This is a genomic window from Salinibacterium sp. TMP30 (assembly GCF_038397785.1).
In the GTDB taxonomy this organism is placed as follows: Bacteria; Actinomycetota; Actinomycetes; order Actinomycetales; family Microbacteriaceae; genus Rhodoglobus.
On record NZ_CP151642.1, the window covers coordinates 763,562 to 781,631 of the forward strand.

Here is an 18,070-nt window from a genome sequence, read left to right on the forward strand (position 1 = left end):
CACGAGTAGTCTGGGCCGCAATGAAGTCGCGCGAGCCTAGTGTGCCGGGCAGCGGTGAGAACGTCGTTGAGATGGCGAAGGGAACTCGTGTGCTGCACTCCGTGAAAAGGGCCGTTGCCGCGGTGCTCGCGCGGCTGCCGGAACAGCTGAGCGCCGTACTCCGTGCGAAACGGTATCGATATCGACTGTCTGATGTTCCGGCCGCGCCTCAAGTGCGCGACACAGAAGTCCGCTTGTACATCGCGCCAGTCAACTTTGCTGGTCAAGGTTTTCGTTGGGCTCGGGCCGCAGAGCGGCTTCCCGATGTCTCTGCGGTAAGCATGCATTATGTAAAGCTGGGCGACTTTGGCTATCCAGTTGACAACTCGGTACCAGTCAACGTCACACGGTTTTCGCACGCCTGGCAGGAGCGACAATTTGAGACTGTGTGCCAAAATTTTTCACACGTCATTGTGGAAGCAAACCGCGCACTCTTCGGTACCCTCTTCGACTCAGACACCGAATCTGAGATTCGTGCTTTGCAAGCGCGTGGCTTGACAGTCGCCGCAGTGTGTCACGGCACAGAACTGCGACTGCCGAGTAGACACCAAAAGATCGACCGGTGGTCGCCGTTTAACGATTCCAGTTGGCCCTTGATTCCCGAGTTTGAGAGCAAGGCGTTGCTCACACGCCGTGTGCTCGGGGCAACTGGAGTGCCCGTGTTCGTCTCGACTCCAGAACTCCTTCTTGATTGGCCGCAGGCCCAGTGGCTTCCCATTGTCATAGACATCGAAAAGTGGTCGCGTGACGACTTGGCACTGCAGCAGCCTAGGCTTCGGGTGGTTCATGCCCCCTCAAAGGACATCGTTAAGGGAACACACCTCATTGACGAGAATATGCGGCGGCTTCACGATGAGGGCCTTATTGACTACCGTGTAGTTCGGGGCGTTCCGGCGGCCGAGATGCCGGAGGTGTACGGCAACTCGGACATCGTAATTGATCAATTTCGAATCGGAAATTACGGAACCGCAGCGATTGAGGCGATGGCTGCGGGACGCCTAGTTATCTCTCACTTGCATGATCAGGTACGGGATCACGTGCGAGAGAGTTCTTCGAAAGAGGTTCCGATAGTTGAAGCAACACCGGACACGCTTGAGCAGACGCTGAGAGAAATCGCGGCTGATCGTCAGCGTTATTCTACTTTTGCGAGTGCAGGTCCAGCGTTTGCGCGAGAGTTGCACGATGGCCGTCTCAGCTCGGAGGTACTCGCCACATTCCTTAGGTAGGTTCTCGCCTTGTCTCTTAGCCGAGCCGTTTGTTCCAGTGAGTGCTTCGCCGAAAAGTTGTCTCCTGTATCGCGGATTGCACTATTCGCTTACTCTTAACGGGATTGTAGTGTCCGAGGGGGGCGTAAATTGGTTGCGAAAATTGGCATTAGGCAGAGGGCTCTGCGTGTTCTCGGTATGGGGCTAGCGTCCGCTGTTCTCGCGGTGGGCATGGTCGCGCAGACTCCGCCGCAACCAGCCGCCGCCATCTCTGGAAGCGAGTTTGATCCAGGAACCATCATCAGCGACGCTGAGTTCTACAACGGCAACGCAATGACCGAAGCTCAGATTCAGTCATTCCTCAATTCTAAAACCGGCATCCTCAAAAGCTTGCGCCAGAACGTCGCCACTCGACCAAAAGAGGTCTCACAAACCACGGGAAATTTGATCTGCGAGCAGATCTTGGGCGGCACTAAGTTGCTCGCCTCGACGATGATCTACCGAGCTCAAGTTGCGTGCGGTATCAGCGCCAAAGTGATTTTGGTTACGCTTCAGAAGGAACAGGGCCTGATCACCAACTTCAGTCCCAGCTACCACAATATTAACTTCGCTCTCGGTTACGGCTGCCCCGACACCCCAGCGGGGTGCTCGGGCGCCTATGAGGGCTTCGGGTACCAGGTTTTCACGGGAACACGGCAATTCAAAGCCTACAAAGCGGCTAACTTCGCCAAGCAACCGGGTACTCATACGATTGCATATTTTCCCAACAACGTGGCGTGTGGAAGCAAGACAATCAAAGTCACGAACTACGCGACTGCGGCGCTCTACAACTACACTCCGTACGTTCCCAATGCGGCCGCTTTGGCTAACCTCGGTGGGCTCGGCAATAGCTGTTCATCCTACGGCAACCGCAACTTCTGGTACTACTACTACTCTTGGTTCGGCAACCCCACGGACATCAAGCCGACTGCGCCTGTCGAACGCATCGGTGGGGCGAATCGATACGAAACATCAGCAATGTTGGTCAAGAAGAGCTACCTCACGACTGGAGTCGAGCGGGTATACGTTGCGACAGGTGCAGGGTTTGCCGATGCGCTGAGTGCTTCAGGCGCCGCGGGGGCTGCCGGCGCTCCGCTTTTGCTCGTCGGGTCAAATTCAGTGCCGGCGAGCGTCAAGACTCAGCTGCAGCGGCTGGCCCCGCAGGAGATAATCGTGCTCGGTGGGCCCGCGATCGTTTCGGATGACGTTGTGAGCGTTCTTGGGACGCTGGCGGCTTCAGTTTCCCGCGTCTTTGGAGCGGATCGCTATGAGACGTCACGATTGGTAGCTGCAGCGTCGTTCCCAGCGGGCACGACGACGTCCGCCTTCATCGCGACTGGCAGCACGTTCCCTGACGCTTTGTCGGCAAGCTCCGCGGCGGCGACAGCCGGTGGACCGATGATCCTTGTTAAGGGTGGCGCCACCTCGGTTGATGCCGACACCCTCGATCTCCTAACAAACCTAGGAGTGACGAAGGTCTCGATCGCAGGCGGTACTGGCGCTGTTTCTGCCGGCATCGAGAGCCAGCTCGTGGCTGTTCTCGGCGCCGCAAACGTAGCTCGCTATGGAGGAGCCAATCGCATTGACACGTCTGTGGCGATCAACAATGCAAGCTTCGATGGAGCAGATACGGTCTATTTCGCAACAGGCAAGAACTTCCCAGATGCTCTCTCGGGCGCTGCAGTCGCTGGAGCGACAGGATCTCCCCTATATATTGTCAATTCCTCGTGCGTTCCTAAAGCAGTACTTCAAGCGGTCATAGATCTCGGGGCGACGAAAGTCGTAGTCCTTGGTGGCACCGGAGTGCTCACGTCAGACGTTGTTCACTATCGGAACTGCACGTAGGCACACGAGCTGAATGCGTCGCCCGGTTATCGCAAGGTAACGGGGTGACGCGGTTGCGCTCGTAGACTGATCGCATGAGAGTTTTGGTTACCGGCGGTGCGGGCTACATCGGAGCACACACCTCCCGACTCTTGGCAGAACGAGGCGACTACGTTCTCGTTGTCGACGACCTGGTTACGGGTTCTCGCGAACGCATCCCCGAGCTTCCCGTGGTGTCTTTCAATATTGCGAATGGCTCAGCTGCACAGCTCGAAAGTCTTCTGCGCGAGCACCGCATCGACGCGGTTATCCACTTTGCGGCTCAAAAACAGGTGGCCGAGTCTGGACAAAAGCCAGCTTGGTACTACGAGCAGAACGTGGGCAGTGTTGCCCAACTGCTGCTGGCGATGGAAGCTGCCGCGGTCCATAAGCTCGTGTTTTCTTCGTCGGCCGCCGTCTACGGCGAAGCCTCAGGGGCAATCGCCGAGGACGCACCCACCCACCCGATCAACCCCTATGGCGCCACCAAACTTGTGGGCGAGCAGCTCATCAGCGCGTCATCACTCGCGTGGCCGCTCCGAGCCGCAAGCCTCCGGTATTTCAACGTTGGCGGGGCAGGCAGCCCAGAACTCGGTGACACTCAAGCGCTCAACCTCATCCCAATCTGTTTCAAACAGATCGCAGCCAACATGCCGCCGTTGATCTACGGAGATGATTACGACACCGTCGATGGCACCTGCGTGCGCGATTACGTGCACGTTAGCGATGTAGCAGAAGCGCACTTGGCAGTGCTCAATGCGCTTCCGGAGCAGCCGGGCAATACCGTGCTCAATATCGGCACCGGTGTGGGAACGTCGGTGCGTCAGATGGTGGATGCGATCCTCCAGGTTTCTGGCAGCAACCTTACTGCTGCAGTTCTTGATCGCCGCGCGGGAGACCCCGCTGCAATTGTCGGCGTTGTGGACAGCATCCTGGAATTAACCGGCTGGAGCGCTCGCTACACCGTGAGCGACATTGTGGAGTCCGCCTGGGTGTCACGGCAGCACTTCGAATCGCTCTCCGTGCGGTCGTGGAGAGACGAACTGCGGTCGGAGTAACTCGAGCTATCCGGACGACTGAGGATTGGTGTCTAAGGCATTTCTCCAGCTGAGCTCCCGCGCAGCCTTCACGCAGCACACCACGAAGGTCAGCCATCCGAACTCGATCAATAGTGAGCTCTCACCCCAGGCGCTCACGACGAGAACGAGCAACACTAGGGCGGGCCACGCAAACACGATGCTGCGCCTGCGCGATGCCAGCAGCCACGAGCGCACAAATGCCAGCCCGAGAAGGCCAACAAAAATTAGGAAACCGACGAGACCCAGCTGAAACCAGACGTCGAGATACGCGTTGTGTGCAGAATCGGGAACCCGACCACCAAAGTTGCCGAACGCGGTAAACGGCGCAAGATCCGCATTCCACGGGCCGATCCAACCCCAGCCCTCAAGGCGGTGAGTTTCACCCAACGACCAGAGTTGGCGCCACACGCGAAGCCGGTAGGCCAAATCACCGCTTGCATCAAACGACGCCACGACTGCCGCACGCGAAAACCAAGAGATAACCCCCACCGCGGCAACGAACCCAATGAGCACGACCTGCCAATACCGGCGCCGACCTGACGGAACGCGCCGCAAGGCATAGAGCGCTGCGCTCGCAGCGAGAACCACAAGCGCAGTACCGAATGCGAGTGGAGACTGCGAGAGAACCAGCACAACGCCAGCGAGCACGAGCGACCCGATTGCGTAGCCCCGCTGAAGAGACTTGGTGCGGAGCTCGGTAGCAAAAGTGATGAGTGCAATCACCGCGACGATACCTAGTTGATTGCGGGCCCCGAAAAGGCCTTGAATGGGGTCGGTAGTGCCGAAGTTTCCTGCAATTGAGAGGGCCTTGAGCGAGGTGTCGAAGACGAGCCCCGTGAGAATCTCGAGGCCGATCGACACCACCAGCACAAATCGCATGACGTCGCCAAACGCTCGAACAATTTGGATGGTGTCGCGAACGAGCGCGATATAGATCCCCAGCACGGTGAAAACGAGCAGGTAGCTCAGCGCTGCGAGCGAAGCCCACTGGTACTGGCTCCAGAAGATTGTGAGCCACGCCCACAGGGTGAATGCCATCAGCGAGATAGGCACGAGAGCACGCCACCCAATGTTGCCCCACTGGGCAGCAAGCGATGCGGAAACCAGTACGACGAGCGCAATCAGAATTGCCAGTAGGCCAGGAGCACCGATTGTGTGGCGGAGAGCGAACGCACAAAGCGCAGTCGCGATCGTCACCGTCGACAGCACCGAAGATACCCGCGCGGAACCGAGAATTGTGGCACCCGTGTCGATCACGACACGGAAGCGGGGTGGAGGCTGAATCATGGGGTGCGCACCATCCAGTCCGGCCGTTTCGTCTTAACAGCAATAATGACCAGCATCGCGAGTGCGTACTCACCGAGCAGCCGGCTTTCGGGGATGCTCTGCACAATCAGTGCCACCATAACCAAGATCGGCAAAAACGTCAGCGGCGAGTACGCATCTGTCACACCGGGCGCTGAGCGCGGGCGATCTGCGGCAGCCAGCCATGCTCGCACCAGAGTAGAGGCCACGAGCGCGCCAAACACCACAACCCCGACGATGCCCAGTTGTAGCCAGAGATCGAGCCAGGTGTCGTGTGCCTGAACCTGCACAACACCGTTACGGATAACGAGTCCCTTGAATGGCTCGGCCCAAGGCATCCAGAAACTGATCCACCCCCACCCGAACGTCGGTCTCTGCTGGGCAAGCTCGATGACCGTATGCCAAATATCCCCGCGTCCCGTGAGATCACTGCTCTTGCCGAGCAACTCAAAAATGGTGCTGCGCAGTGCAAAGCTAATAGCGATACCGGCAGCGGCCAGAGCCACAAAGCCCGCGGCACTCCAACGGCGTGCAGCATCTGTGCGACGGCTTCGGATGACGAGTAATCCCACCGCAGTGAGAGCGACAGCCGCGAGCGCCACCGTCACCGTCGCGGAACGCGTGAAGAACAGCGTCAATGCAGCCAGCGCGATCCATGTAATCGACCACCTCCGGCTAACACTGCCTGTCGCCCACTGGATGGAGAAGGCGATCAGGGCAAGCAGTGCGAGAAATCCGAGGTGGTTTGCGTTGCCGACGATGCCTTGAATGCGTCCGTCGTCGAAGGTCTCGAATAGTTCGTTGCGCGACCAATAGAGCATCTTGGGGATGGTGTCGTAGCCGGGCACGGCAACTTCAGGCTGGGCTGTCCACGGCAGAATCGGGCCGCGAACAATGGTGGCAACGATGAGTTCGAAGAGTAGCGAGGCGGCAAGGAGGATGCGTAACACTCGCGCAAGCCCGTTGAACAACTCCTGCCACGTGAAGCTAATGGCGAGAGCGAGCGCGCCGAGCACGGTCAACCAAGTGGTCAGCAGCCCCAGTGCGCTTGCGGTTGGATACTGTGACCACGCCAGGGACACCGTCGCCAGCACCATGAACACCACGAACGGGTACGGTAGCCCGCCGATGCTCCAGCGCTGTCGAGACTGAACAAGAATTACCGAGGATGCTGCCGCGAGAGCAGCGGCAACAACGCCCCAGCCGACCCAACCAATCGAATACCGCCAGGCATCTCCACCAAACAGAATCAGTAGCGAGAGAACGAGAAACCAGGCGCGCGTCCTCGGGTGCTCAATCAGTCGCATTACGCAAGATTAGACGAATGCTGCCTTGCCTGTGATTGCGCGACCCACGATGAGGGTGTTCATTTCGCGTGTTCCCTCATACGAGTAGATCGCCTCAGCATCGGCAAAGTGTCGCATCACGCCGTAGTCGAGCACGATGCCGTTGCCGCCGAGCACTTCACGGCACCAGGCCACGGTCTCGCGCATGCGGCTGGACGCGTATTCTTTGGCGAGCGCTGCGTGTTCATCCTTTTGGGTGCCCTCATCGAGCATTTCGGAGACCCGAGTCACCATGCCGATCGATGCGGTGATGTTGCCGAGGCTCTTGGCGAGGTGTTCTTGAACGAGCTGGTGGCTGCTGATGGTCTTGCCGAATTGGATGCGCTCGCCCGTGTATTTGACAGCAGCTTCGTAGGCGCCGATAGAGTTTCCGACCGCGGCCCACGCGACTTCGGCGCGGGTGAGTCGCAGTACAGCGGCGGTGTCGCGGAACGACTGCGACTTCTGCAGGCGGTTGGTTTCCGGTACGACGACGTTCTCCAGAACGATATCGGCATTCTGCACGATGCGCAGCGCTTGTTTGTTTTCGATCCGCGTTGCTGAATAGCCGGGGGTGCTGGTGGGAACGATGAAACCCTTCACCTGGTTGTCGGCTTCGTCACGCGCCCAAATGATGGTGACGTCGCTGATGGAACCGTTACCGATCCAACGCTTCTCACCGTTGATGATCCAATTGTCGCCATCGCGCTTGGCGACGGTCTGCAGGCCCTGAGCGGTGTCGGAGCCCGAGAGCGGTTCTGTCAGACCGAAGGCACCGAGCAGTTCCCCCGAAGCAAATTTGGGCAGCCACTCATCGCGCTGCTCTTGTGAACCCGCAACGCCGATCGAGCCCATCACGAGACCGTTTTGCATGCCAACGAGGGTTGCGACGCTGGCGTCAACGCGAGCAAGCTCAAGCGCAACCCAGCCACGGAAGACGGCAGAGTTCTTATACTCTTGGGTCTCGGCCCAGGGGAGTCCGAAGAGTCCGAGGTCAGCGAGACCCTTGACGACAACATCGCGGTTGAAAAACTCGGCTTTGGCCCACAGATCGTTGGCGATCGGGCGAACTTCTTTATCGAGGAAGGCACGCAACTTCACGATCGTTTCTTTTTCTTGATCCGTGAGGGCGTTCTCGTAGCCATAGAAGTCGCTGCTGAGGGTCTCAAATGACATAGTCGTTGCTCCATTACTTGTCGAAATCATTGCGAGCTTAAAGCGTGCGTGCGTGTCGCTTCTAGACGGTTGGTACTTTGGTCTAACGCTTCGAGAAGAGTGGACTGAATGTTTGTAGGCATCACTAATTCCCCCCGCGATTATGCGTGGGGTTCTGCGGGGGAAATCTCGGCACTGTTGGGAACAGAGCCAACGGGGAAACCTGAGGCGGAACTCTGGCTTGGCGCGCATCCCGGCTGCCCGAGTGTGATCGCCGATCCGTTTCAGACGGGTGGCGCCGGTGACCTCAACGAGTGGATTCAGCGCTCCGGCGCGAAAATTTTGGGGGACGGCGTCACCCAGCTTCCCTTCTTGCTCAAGATTCTTGCGGCGGGGGCGCCGCTCTCACTTCAGGCTCACCCGACAACCAAACAGGCGGTTGAGGGCTATGCGCGCGAGAACGCGGCAGGCGTGCCGCTGACGGCATCGAATCGTAACTACAAGGACCCGTCGGCAAAGCCCGAACTCATCGTTGCGGTAAGTGAGACGTTTGAGGCGTTGTGCGGCTTTCGGGCGATGGCGGATACCCGGGAATCCATCGAACGACTTGCTGAGTTGGATGCCGCTAGCACCCGCCCTCAGCCGGCACTCTTCGCCGAGTGGTTGGGTTTCGCGCGCGACGACTCCAGTCTGCGGTCGATGTTCGAATGGCTGATTTCTGCCGAGCACCCGGTGCCAGAGCTTGTGGAACGAGTCACCGCGCTCGCCGAAGCTGCGGGCGACGAGTTTGCTCTCGTGCGCACCCTTGCTGGTCACTACGCGGGCGACCCCGGTGTGCTGATTGCACTCATGCTCAACCATGTGACGCTGGCCAAGGGGCAGGCGCTGTTCTTGCCGGCAGGCAACATCCACGCCTACCTTCGGGGTCTCGGGATTGAGCTCATGGCGGCCTCCGATAATGTGCTGCGCGGGGGGCTTACCCCGAAGCATGTCGACGTGCACGAACTGTTGAGTGTGCTCGATTTCTCGGCGAGCCCGGTGCCGTACCTGCGCCCAGTAGCGTTGGGAGTGGCAGTGCAAGTCTTTCGGCCCCCGGTGCGCGACTTTCAGCTCATGGTGGTGGAGGGTGACGGCTCGGTTGACATCTCGAGTGCCGCGATCGTGCTCTGCATTTCGGGCGAGTTCGCAGTGGAGGGCGCCGGTGGTTCTGCAACACTGGCGCGTGGTGGCTCGGTATTTGTTTCAGCCGATGAGCGCCACCTAGAGATTCGCGGAGCCGGTCAGCTGTTTGTGGCGGCAACGCAATAGTGTTGGCATCATGACCGCGCGAGGAAGCTTCGCCAAACGCATCCTCGGCTTTGCGGGGCTGCCGTTTTTGTCGCTCATCACCCCGTTTCTCTTCTTGCCGATTCTGGCACGAGTCGCCGGAGCTGATGCCTGGCTTGCTATTGCTGTGGGTCAATCCAGTGGTGGATTCTTTGCGCTCATCGTTGCGCTCGGCTTCAACACGGTCGGGCCTCCGCTGATCGCATTGGCTGAGCCGAGCATCCGTCCCCGCTTGCTGGCAACAAGCGTGCAGGCTCGACTTCTGGTGTGGCTACCGAGCGCAGTGCTTGCTGGTGCGATCGCCGCCGCAGTGTCGCCGAGCGACTATCGAGTGGATGCCGCAGTAATGGCGGTCGCGATGAGCCTGACCGGCCTATCGAGTGCCTGGTTCATGATCGGGCTCGGACGCGCCAGTCTGATCGCGATCTATGAGATATCTCCCCGAATTGTGGCAACCGTCATCGCCGCGGTGATCGTGTTGAACGCCGGTGACGTGCTCTGGTACCCCGTGCTATTAGTGGCAGCCTCGCTGCTGAGCGTTAGCCTGTTTGCGATTCGAACCGCCGGGGTTCGAGAACTGATGCGCCGTGACAGGTCCGCGATTCGTGAAGTCTTTCGGGCAAACCGCTCTGCCGTGACTACCGAGGTCGCTGGTGGTGCCTACAACTCCTTGGCGGTCACCTTCGTTGGGGCGACCGCAGCGACCGCGCAGGCCGCCGCCTACGTTTCGGGCGACAAGCTGTACCGCATCGGCCAGTACTCCGTGTCGGCACTGGGAAACGCCCTCCAGGGATGGGTCGTGGAGGCAGGGGATGCAGAGTTTGGTCACCGCATCCGTCGCTCCTTCATCGTGCACGCGGGCCTCGGCCTCGCCGGGCTCACCGCTTTCGCCGTGCTGGGTCCATGGCTCTCTGAAGTGCTCTTCGGCGCTGAAGTCGCCATCGATGAGGCCACCGCGTTGGGTCTCGGCGTCGCAACCTTGGGCATTGCGCTCGGCACTTCGCTGGGGCGCATCACCCTCGTCGGTATGGGCGCTCGCCGCCAGTTCATGCTGAGCGTCTTGCTCGCCGCCGCCGTCGGAGTACCCGCCATCCTGCTGCTCAGCGCAACCTATGGCGCTGCAGGCGGGGCGTGGGGGCTAGCAATTGGCGAAACCGTATCGGTGTGCACTCAAGCCTTGTTCGTGTGGCGCCTCCGGGCGAAAGCCGGCGCATTCATTGTCGCGACCACGAGAACGCATGAGGCCCCGACCGAAAACTAGTCGGCTGTGTCGCTGCGACCCTGCATGGCAGCGCAACTTCCAGTAGCGTGGCATCCGCCGAAGTATCGGTTCAGACCCGGGGAACAGCCGGCCGCAAGCAAGCAAGAAAGACGACTATGAAGCGCGCATTCATTACTGGTATCACCGGCCAAGACGGCCTCTACCTTGCAGAGTTGCTGCTGTCGAAGGGCTACAAGGTCTTCGGCCTCATGCGCGGGCAGAACAACCCGAAGCGTGAATTGCTCGAGCGGGAGCTTCCGGATGTCGAAATTCTGACCGGCGACCTCACCGACCTGTCGAGCCTGATGCGCGCCTTGAGCGTTGCGAAGCCCGACGAGTTCTACAACCTGGGGGCAATCTCCTTTGTGGCCTACTCCTGGGAGAACGCACACCTCACCAGTGAAGTCACCGGCATGGGAGTGCTCAACGCGCTCGAAGCCGTGCGCCTTCACATGGCAGCGACCGGCCAAGAGGTGCGGTTCTACCAAGCGTCAAGTTCGGAAATGTTTGGCAAGGTACAACAAGTACCGCAGAACGAAGACACTCTGCTGTGGCCCCGCTCGCCCTACGGTGTTGCCAAGGTCTATGGCCACTACATGACGATCAACTATCGAGAGTCGTACGGCATGCACGCCTCCTCGGGTGTGCTGTTCAACCACGAATCTCCGCGCCGCGGCCCCGAGTTCGTCACCCGCAAGGTCAGCCGGGCTGTTGCGCGCATTTCACTCGGCTTGCAAGACAAGATCACGCTCGGCAACCTTGACGCTCAGCGTGACTGGGGCTTCGCCGGCGACTATGTCGAAGCAATGTGGTTGATGTTGCAACAGGACGAGCCAGACGACTACGTCATTTCGACCGGCGAGACGCAGAGCATCCGCGTACTCCTGGATCATGCTTTCGCTGCGGTCGGCATTGACGACTGGACCGATTACGTCGAACTTGATGAACGATTCATGCGCCCCGCAGAAGTCGACCTCCTCGTTGGCGACTCGGCGAAGGCCAAGGCACGCCTCGGGTGGGAGCCGACCGTCAGATTCCCCGAACTGATCGCCATGATGGTCGAAGCTGACCTCGCCGAGCAGAAAGAGCTCGCCGGCATCAAATGAAGCGTGCACTGATTACCGGAGTTACCGGTCAAGATGGCTCGTACCTTGCCGAGCTCTTGCTTGCCAGGGGGTACGAAATCCACGGCGTGACACGCGATGCGGATGAGGTGGTCACCGACGGTGTGATCGCGCACGAACTTAACCTCGCCACCGATAGCGCGATCGCCGAGCTCATCTCCGAAGTTGAGCCGCACGAAATCTATAACCTTGCCGCGCTGAGCTCCGTCTACCAGTCGTGGCAAAATCCGGGCCTCACCGCGCGACTCAACGGTGCGGTGGTTGCGGAGATGTTGGCAGCGGTGAAAGTGATCCACGATCGGGGCACCACCGACATCCGTTTCATTCAGGCCTCAAGCGCTGAGATTTTTGGTGCACCGACCCAATCGCCACAAAACGAGCAGACCACTGTGCGCCCGACGAGCCCGTATGGTGCGGCGAAAGCGTACGCTCACGGTCTCGTGGGCGCCTACCGCACCGCAGGCGTTGCTGCCTCCTCGGTGATTCTGTACAACCATGAGTCGCCGCGACGCCCCGAGACTTTTGTGACCCGCAAGATTACGGCCGCCGCTGCCCGCATTTCTGCCGGCAAACAAGACACGCTTGAACTCGGAAACTTGGAAGCGCAACGCGATTGGGGTTGGGCTCCCGACTATGTTGATGCGCTCTTTAGAGCAGCGCAGCATTCCGAGCCCGACGACTTTGTGATTGCGACCGGTGTTTCGCACTCGGTCCGTGACTTTGTGGCGGCGGCATTTGCGCGAGCAGGCGTTGATGACTGGCCCGATCGCGTGCGCGTCTCCGAGACGCTCCTGCGCTCAGGGGATGCCCCTCTGCAGTTGGGCGATGCGAGCAAGGCCCGGCAGCTCCTCGGCTGGTCGCCAACCGTCGAGTTTGATGAAATTGTGTCGGCGATGGTCGACAACGATCTCGCTTTGCTGAGTTAACCGAAGACACGGCGCGCCATAACCCTTAAGTGTTGGTCGAGGCAATTATCATCTGCGACTTGACGTGGGGTAACTACAACGGTGTAATTATGTAACGCGATTTGATGCGAAGCATTGAAAGCGGAGGGGAGAGAGACCAGATGGGCAACAGCGGATACCGCTCAGGAGTTCCGGATGACTGGTTTGTTGATCCCGTACGACTCGGGGTCCCCGGTGTGCGGCAACCGCTCGCCGACGAAGACGGCAATGCGCTCTCGTGGCAGACAGACTCACTCTGTGCCCAAACTGATCCTGAAGCGTTCTTCCCCGAAAAGGGTGGGTCGACTCGGGATGCGAAGAAGATCTGTTCTTCGTGCGAAGTGCGCAGCCAGTGCCTTGAATACGCGCTGCACAACGATGAACGATTCGGCATTTGGGGCGGACTGTCAGAGCGCGAACGCCGCAAGCTACGCAAGCGCGCGAGCTAACCTTTCTGGCCTCGCGTTGAGGGCAACTCCCAGACTCGCCCGACCGCAGCGAGTCGAGTTCTCATGAGTGCCCGCGACGCTTAGTCTCAAACAAATGCAGCCGAGAGTCACAGCAGTCCTTGTTGCCCGAAATGGCGCCAAATATCTGCCACGCACGCTAGCCGCGATTGCGGCACAAACTCGGCGACCCGATTCAGTGATCGCCGTTGACGCAGACTCGAGCGACGAGTCGTTGGCGATCATGGTCGAGTCGGCACCAGCCCAAGTTGCAGAAGCTCACGGTCATCGAACCTTTGGCGGCGCAATTGCGCAAGCTGTGCAGTCGGCAGCCCCGCAAGCGACCGAGAACGAGTGGTTGTGGCTCTTGAGTCACGACAGCGCTCCGGATCCGAATGCACTTCGCGCCCTCCTCGGTGCGGTAGAAATCGCCCCTTCGGTAGCTGTTGCTGGCCCGAAACTTGTGCGGTGGGATGATCCCACTGTCATCTCGAACTTTGGCGAATCGCTGACACCGCTCGGGCGCTCGCTTGGACTCGTCAGTGACGAACTCGACCAGGCTCAGCACGATGTGCAGACAGACACTCTGGGTGTCACCGGTGCTGGCATGCTTGTGCGGCGGCAGGTGTGGGCCGCGCTGGGAGGGTTTGATCCCCAACTGACATCAGTGGATGCGGCACTCGACTTCTGCGTTCGGGTTCGACTGGCCGGTCACCGGGTTGTTGCCGTCGCCGATGCTCGCGTCGCAAGCGCCGGAGGCCCCGAACTATTCGGCAAGCGCTCCGTGTCGGCAGCAGCACACAACCGCCTTCAGCGGTTTGCTCAGCTGCACCGGCGTTTGGTTTATGCGCCGGCCTTTGCTGTGCCCCTGCATTGGCTCACGATTCTGCCACTGGCGATTGTTCGTTCTCTCGGCCATTTGGTTGCCAAACGACCCACGGCGGTTGCTGGCGAATTCGCCGCGGCTATCGCGGCGATTTTTGATGGCGGTGTGGTTGCCGCACGACGCAACCTCAAACGCAACAAGCGACTAGGTTTTGGTGCGGTCGATCCGCTTCGCGTGACCTGGGCGGAGCTTCGCGAGTTGCGTGCCCATGAACGCAGTGGTGATGCACCTGATGCGGTATTCGATGTTGCCCGTCCTCGTTTCTTCGGCAACGGCGGTGCATGGCTTGTGCTTCTCGCCGCGGTTGTCGGAGTGGTCAGTTTTTCCCGGTTTGGGGAAGCACGAGCGCTGACGGGGGGAGCGCTGCTACCCCTGTCGTCGAGTGTTTCTGAATTGTGGGCTCACGTTGGCTACGGCTGGAACGATTTGGCACAACAGGTGGTCGCGGCAGATCCCTTTGCTGTGGTGCTCGCTGTCATGGGTTCGGTGACCTTCTGGAATCCCTCTTTCAGCGTGGTCGTGTTGTATCTGGTGGCACTCCCCCTTGCGGCGCTGGCAGCGTGGCTCTGTGCGGCCTCCATCTCAGAGCGCACTTGGGCACCGACTCTGGCAGCGGCAGCGTGGACGCTGGCCCCCAGTTTCTTGGTTTCGCTCGGCGAGGGTCAATTGGGTGCGGTTCTCGTTCACATTCTGCTTCCCTGGCTTATTCTCACCGTGCTGCGGGCTGCTCACAATTGGGCGATGTCAGCGATCGCCGCGCTGCTCTTTGCCGCGATCGCGGCGTCAGCACCCAGCCTGATTCCCGCGCTGCTTATTGCGCTGGTGGCGTGGATCATTGCGCGACCCAAGGCTTCGCACCGCCTGCTGTGGATCGTTATCCCCGCTGCGGCGCTCTTTGCCCCCCTAGTCGTTCAGCAGGTAGCGCGTGGCACTGTCTGGGGAATTTTTGCTGATCCCGGACTGCCGGTCGCTCGCGTGGCATCCACGGGGTGGCAGCTGGCGATTGGCAGCGTTGTTCCCGGGTCAAACGGCTGGAGTGAGCTGCTGGCTACGCTCGATCTTAACGACCAGTACGGTTCCCTTCTGGTCGCACTCCTTCTCGCTCCCTTCGCTGCACTCGCACTAATGAGTCTCTTCGTTCCGGGCACTCGCCGAGCGATTCCTTCACTTTCGCTCGCTCTGCTGGGGTTTGTGACCGCCGTCGCCGCCACCCACCTGTCAGTGAGCTCCGCAGGAGAAACCTCGGTAGTGATCTGGGCGGGCGCTGCGCTGAGCCTGTACTGGTTGGGTCTTTGCGGTGCCGTTGTTGTGGCGGTCGAGAGTCTTGAACGCCACGCGGCACTACCGGCATTGGTTGCGCTTGTCGGGGTGCTGGTACTCGCCGCGGCTCCGTTGTGGTCGCTAGCATCCGGGGCATCCTCAGTGTCCGCCAGCAACGGCAGACTTCTTCCGGCGTTCGTCTCGGCCGAATCAACGCAGCGGAATGGCCTCGGAACGCTGCAACTCACTGTTACCTCAGACTCCACGATTGCTGTCGATGTGCATCGTGGTCGGGGCTCAGGGCTTGACGAGCAGTCGACGATTGCGGCGACGAGCACTGAACTTTTGGCCGCGGAGAAGCGCAACGCAACTCTTGCAGGAAACATCGCCTCACGCAGCGGCTTTGATGTCGCGAGCGAGCTCAAGGATCTCCAGATTGCCTTCATTGTGTTGACTCCAGAAGCTGAGCAGGATGCCGGGGAGACACGTCAACGGATTATTGAAGCGCTCGATGGCAACAGTTCGCTTAACCCGATTGGGGATACCGCCCAGGGATACCTCTGGCACTATCCCGACGTGAGTGAGACGACGACGCAGATCGGCCCGAGCAATACCGATACTCGGCTCGGACAGGCGATTCTTCTTGGCCAGGCAGTGGTTCTGGGGCTCACACTGTTGCTGGCGATCCCCACGACACGTCGTCGACGTCTGCGTGCGGCAAAGGCAGAAAGTGCCGTGACCGTAATTGAGGCGAGCGAATGACCGGTAGCGACCCAACACACGACGAGGCTGCGGCGCTGCCCGACGAGCCCTCGGGAACCGAATTCGATGATGATTCGGAGCTGACAGGTGCTGCCGAACCAACATCGAGCACTCGGCGCCCCGTGTCTGCGAAAGCGGCCGCACTCGTTGGTGCGCGAGTTATCGTCGGCGTTGTCGGGATCGGCACGGCAGCTGCGGCCGTATTGGGTGCGACTTTTGTCGACCTGCCATCGATTAGCGCGCGGCCGCCAAGCGCGATGGTTGTTCCGGTTCCCACGGCGCAGCAGTTGACGTGCCCGGGCCCCCTCCTGCGTTTGTCGGATGAGTCTGGCGCGGAAGCATCCTCGGTATTTACGCTCGGTGAAGCGATCACACGATTCTCGTCGAGCTCTGGTGCGGTCGAGCAATCACGCATTACTGCGTCGGATGCCGAAACTGGGGAAGCGGTTGCCGCACCCCTCGTGCTCAGCGCCGCCCCAGATGCTGCGTCACCAGAGGGTTTGGTGAGACTGAGTGGCGCCCAATCGCAGTCGGTCAGTCTGGGCGATTACGTCGGTTTCGCAGCAGCGGGGTGTCGTGCTGTCGGAGGAGATAGTTGGCTTGTCGGTGGGGCCACGACGACAGGCCGTACGACGCTGATTTCTTTGACTAACCCCACCGAGGTGGCCTCGATGGTCACCCTAGACATCTTTGATGAGCAGGGTGTGGTGTCTGCCGCTGGCACTGCGGGCATCGTCGTGCCGTCCAATGGTCAGCGAGTGTTGTCGCTGGCCGGTTTTGCTCCGGGTGTCACGTCACCCGTAGTTCATGTCACGAGCACGGGCGGGCAGATTACCACTGAACTGCAGCAGTCGATTGTGCGCGGTCTCGACCCGGGGGGAGTTGAGATTGTGGGGCCATCACAGCCGCCTTCTCGATCGGTAGTGATTCCAGGGATGGTCGTGACCAGCCTTGAGGCGGTGCAGGCGCTGCGGGGCACGGTCACGCAGACCGATGATCTGATCGCCGCACTGCGGGTGTTTGTTCCTGGTGAGAAAACAGCGACGATTTCGGTCACGCTGACACCGGCAGATGTTGCGCGCGATTCCATCACCTTCACGCTCGATATGAGCGCGGGCGTTGTTACAGACATTCCTGTGGAAGAACTGGACAGCGGCACGTACACGGTGCAGATCGAGTCTGATGTGCCGATTGTTGCTTCAGCACGAACAACTTCTGCCGTGCTTGCTGCTGGCACGGTGACCGCAACAGACTTCGCGTGGTTCGCGTCTAGTTCGGTACTGGATGACGATACGCAATTCACGGTTGCGGACGGTCTGAATGCGACGCTGAATGTGGTGAACGCCGACGATGCTGCGGTGGATGTCGTGCTGACTACCGCGGCGGGCGTTGTGGAGGAATTCACGATTGAGCCGGATGCAACGCTGCGAGCTCCGGTAGCGAATGGAACGACTTATACGCTCGCGCACGACAACCCCGTGTACGTCAGCGTCACGCACGCACAAGATGGTTTTATCGCGGCCTACGCTATCGACCCGCAAACTCCCGGGTCGTCGCCGCTGAAAGTCTTTCCTTAGCCCTTGTCGCTAGAAGTGTCGAAAACGATCCGGCGCTAGTTCCCAGGGATCTTTGCCGAGGTATTCGGCAACAGCACGGAAGACGCAACTTTCTATGAGCATCCGCCGGTGTAATTCGTCGTCGCGGTGGAGTCTAGCCATGCGTTCAATAGGCAGACGGAAGAGAATGATGCGGTGCTCGTCGGCAACAACTTTCCATCGCGCCACTTTTGTGCCTTCCGGGCTGCTGCCCGGCATGAGTCCAACTTCAAAACGCGCTTTGGCGAGTTCCTCTGGCCACATCTCTTTCAAGAATTGGGCGGCAGAGGCGACAGTGATTTCAAAGTTTCCGTGTCGGCTTCGCAAAAGCGGCAAGTGTGGTCCGGTAACGGCAGCACGAATGCCGCGGCCGTGACGATCCCGCCAGTTGCCGCGCACAGAGCGCGTCTGCACTCGCTTCGATGATCTCGCCACGAGACCATTCTACGGGCCGTA

General features: G+C 59.9%; 14 protein-coding genes. 10 read left to right on the forward strand and 4 right to left on the reverse strand.

Going from position 1 to position 18,070, the window contains the following annotated elements; all coding sequences use genetic code 11:
- Positions 1 to 20: 20 nt before the first annotated feature.
- The 3 genes from AADH44_RS03700 to galE all read left to right on the forward strand — a co-directional run bounded on the left by AADH44_RS03700 (position 21) and on the right by galE (position 4,204).
- A complete protein-coding gene (locus AADH44_RS03700) occupies positions 21 to 1,265 on the forward strand; it encodes a hypothetical protein (protein ID WP_341954154.1) in 1,245 nt (414 codons plus the stop codon).
- Positions 1,266 to 1,442: 177 nt separating this feature from the next.
- Positions 1,443 to 3,128 carry a cell wall-binding repeat-containing protein gene (locus AADH44_RS03705; RefSeq protein WP_341954155.1) on the forward strand — a complete coding sequence of 562 codons (1,686 nt, stop codon included), beginning with the start codon at positions 1,443 to 1,445 and terminating at the stop codon, positions 3,126 to 3,128.
- 74 nt (positions 3,129 to 3,202) lie between these two features.
- Positions 3,203 to 4,204 carry a UDP-glucose 4-epimerase GalE gene (galE, locus tag AADH44_RS03710; RefSeq protein ID WP_341954156.1) on the forward strand — a complete coding sequence of 334 codons (1,002 nt, stop codon included), beginning with the start codon at positions 3,203 to 3,205 and terminating at the stop codon, positions 4,202 to 4,204.
- A 6-nt stretch (positions 4,205 to 4,210) separates the two neighbouring features.
- On the opposite strand, the gene AADH44_RS03715 is transcribed toward galE, so the two are convergent.
- Genes AADH44_RS03715 through AADH44_RS03725 form a run of 3 tightly spaced genes read right to left on the reverse strand, consistent with a single transcriptional unit; the run spans position 4,211 to position 8,031 of the window.
- Complete coding sequence (locus AADH44_RS03715) at positions 4,211 to 5,512, reverse strand: O-antigen ligase family protein (RefSeq protein ID WP_341954157.1); 1,302 nt, start codon at positions 5,510 to 5,512, stop codon at positions 4,211 to 4,213.
- Positions 5,509 to 6,837: an O-antigen ligase family protein gene (locus AADH44_RS03720; RefSeq protein WP_341954158.1), complete on the reverse strand. Its 1,329-nt coding sequence runs from the start codon at positions 6,835 to 6,837 to the stop codon at positions 5,509 to 5,511. The genes AADH44_RS03715 and AADH44_RS03720 overlap by 4 nt, the downstream gene beginning before the upstream one ends.
- 9 nt (positions 6,838 to 6,846) lie before the next feature.
- Complete coding sequence (locus tag AADH44_RS03725; protein ID WP_341954159.1) at positions 6,847 to 8,031, reverse strand: acyl-CoA dehydrogenase family protein; 1,185 nt, start codon at positions 8,029 to 8,031, stop codon at positions 6,847 to 6,849.
- A gap of 108 nt (positions 8,032 to 8,139) precedes the next feature.
- Between AADH44_RS03725 and manA the strand changes: the two genes are divergently transcribed.
- The 7 genes from manA to AADH44_RS03760 all read left to right on the forward strand — a co-directional run bounded on the left by manA (position 8,140) and on the right by AADH44_RS03760 (position 17,596).
- Entirely contained in the window at positions 8,140 to 9,318 is a 1,179-nt protein-coding gene (gene manA / locus AADH44_RS03730; protein WP_341954160.1) for a mannose-6-phosphate isomerase, class I, read from the forward strand.
- A gap of 10 nt (positions 9,319 to 9,328) precedes the next feature.
- The gene (locus tag AADH44_RS03735; protein WP_341954161.1) at positions 9,329 to 10,597 is read left to right on the forward strand and encodes a polysaccharide biosynthesis protein; all 1,269 of its coding nucleotides are present in this window, start codon (positions 9,329 to 9,331) and stop codon (positions 10,595 to 10,597) included.
- A 116-nt stretch (positions 10,598 to 10,713) separates the two neighbouring features.
- Positions 10,714 to 11,703, forward strand: a complete 990-nt coding sequence (locus AADH44_RS03740) for a GDP-mannose 4,6-dehydratase (RefSeq protein WP_341954162.1) — start codon at positions 10,714 to 10,716, stop codon at positions 11,701 to 11,703.
- Positions 11,700 to 12,647: a GDP-mannose 4,6-dehydratase gene (locus AADH44_RS03745; protein WP_341954163.1), complete on the forward strand. Its 948-nt coding sequence runs from the start codon at positions 11,700 to 11,702 to the stop codon at positions 12,645 to 12,647. The genes AADH44_RS03740 and AADH44_RS03745 overlap by 4 nt, the downstream gene beginning before the upstream one ends.
- A gap of 140 nt (positions 12,648 to 12,787) precedes the next feature.
- Positions 12,788 to 13,114, forward strand: a complete 327-nt coding sequence (locus AADH44_RS03750) for a WhiB family transcriptional regulator (protein WP_341954164.1) — start codon at positions 12,788 to 12,790, stop codon at positions 13,112 to 13,114.
- A gap of 94 nt (positions 13,115 to 13,208) precedes the next feature.
- Positions 13,209 to 16,019, forward strand: coding sequence for a glycosyltransferase (locus AADH44_RS03755; RefSeq protein WP_341954165.1), 2,811 nt, complete (start codon positions 13,209 to 13,211; stop codon positions 16,017 to 16,019).
- On the forward strand, positions 16,016 to 17,596 hold the full coding sequence (locus AADH44_RS03760) for a DUF5719 family protein (RefSeq protein WP_341954166.1): 1,581 nt from the start codon (positions 16,016 to 16,018) through the stop codon (positions 17,594 to 17,596). Before AADH44_RS03755 ends, AADH44_RS03760 begins: the two co-directional genes overlap by 4 nt.
- Positions 17,597 to 17,605: 9 nt before the next feature.
- Here AADH44_RS03760 and AADH44_RS03765 read toward each other — a convergent pair whose 3' ends face one another.
- A complete protein-coding gene (locus tag AADH44_RS03765; RefSeq protein ID WP_341954167.1) occupies positions 17,606 to 18,049 on the reverse strand; it encodes a metallopeptidase family protein in 444 nt (147 codons plus the stop codon).
- Positions 18,050 to 18,070 lie beyond the last annotated feature (21 nt).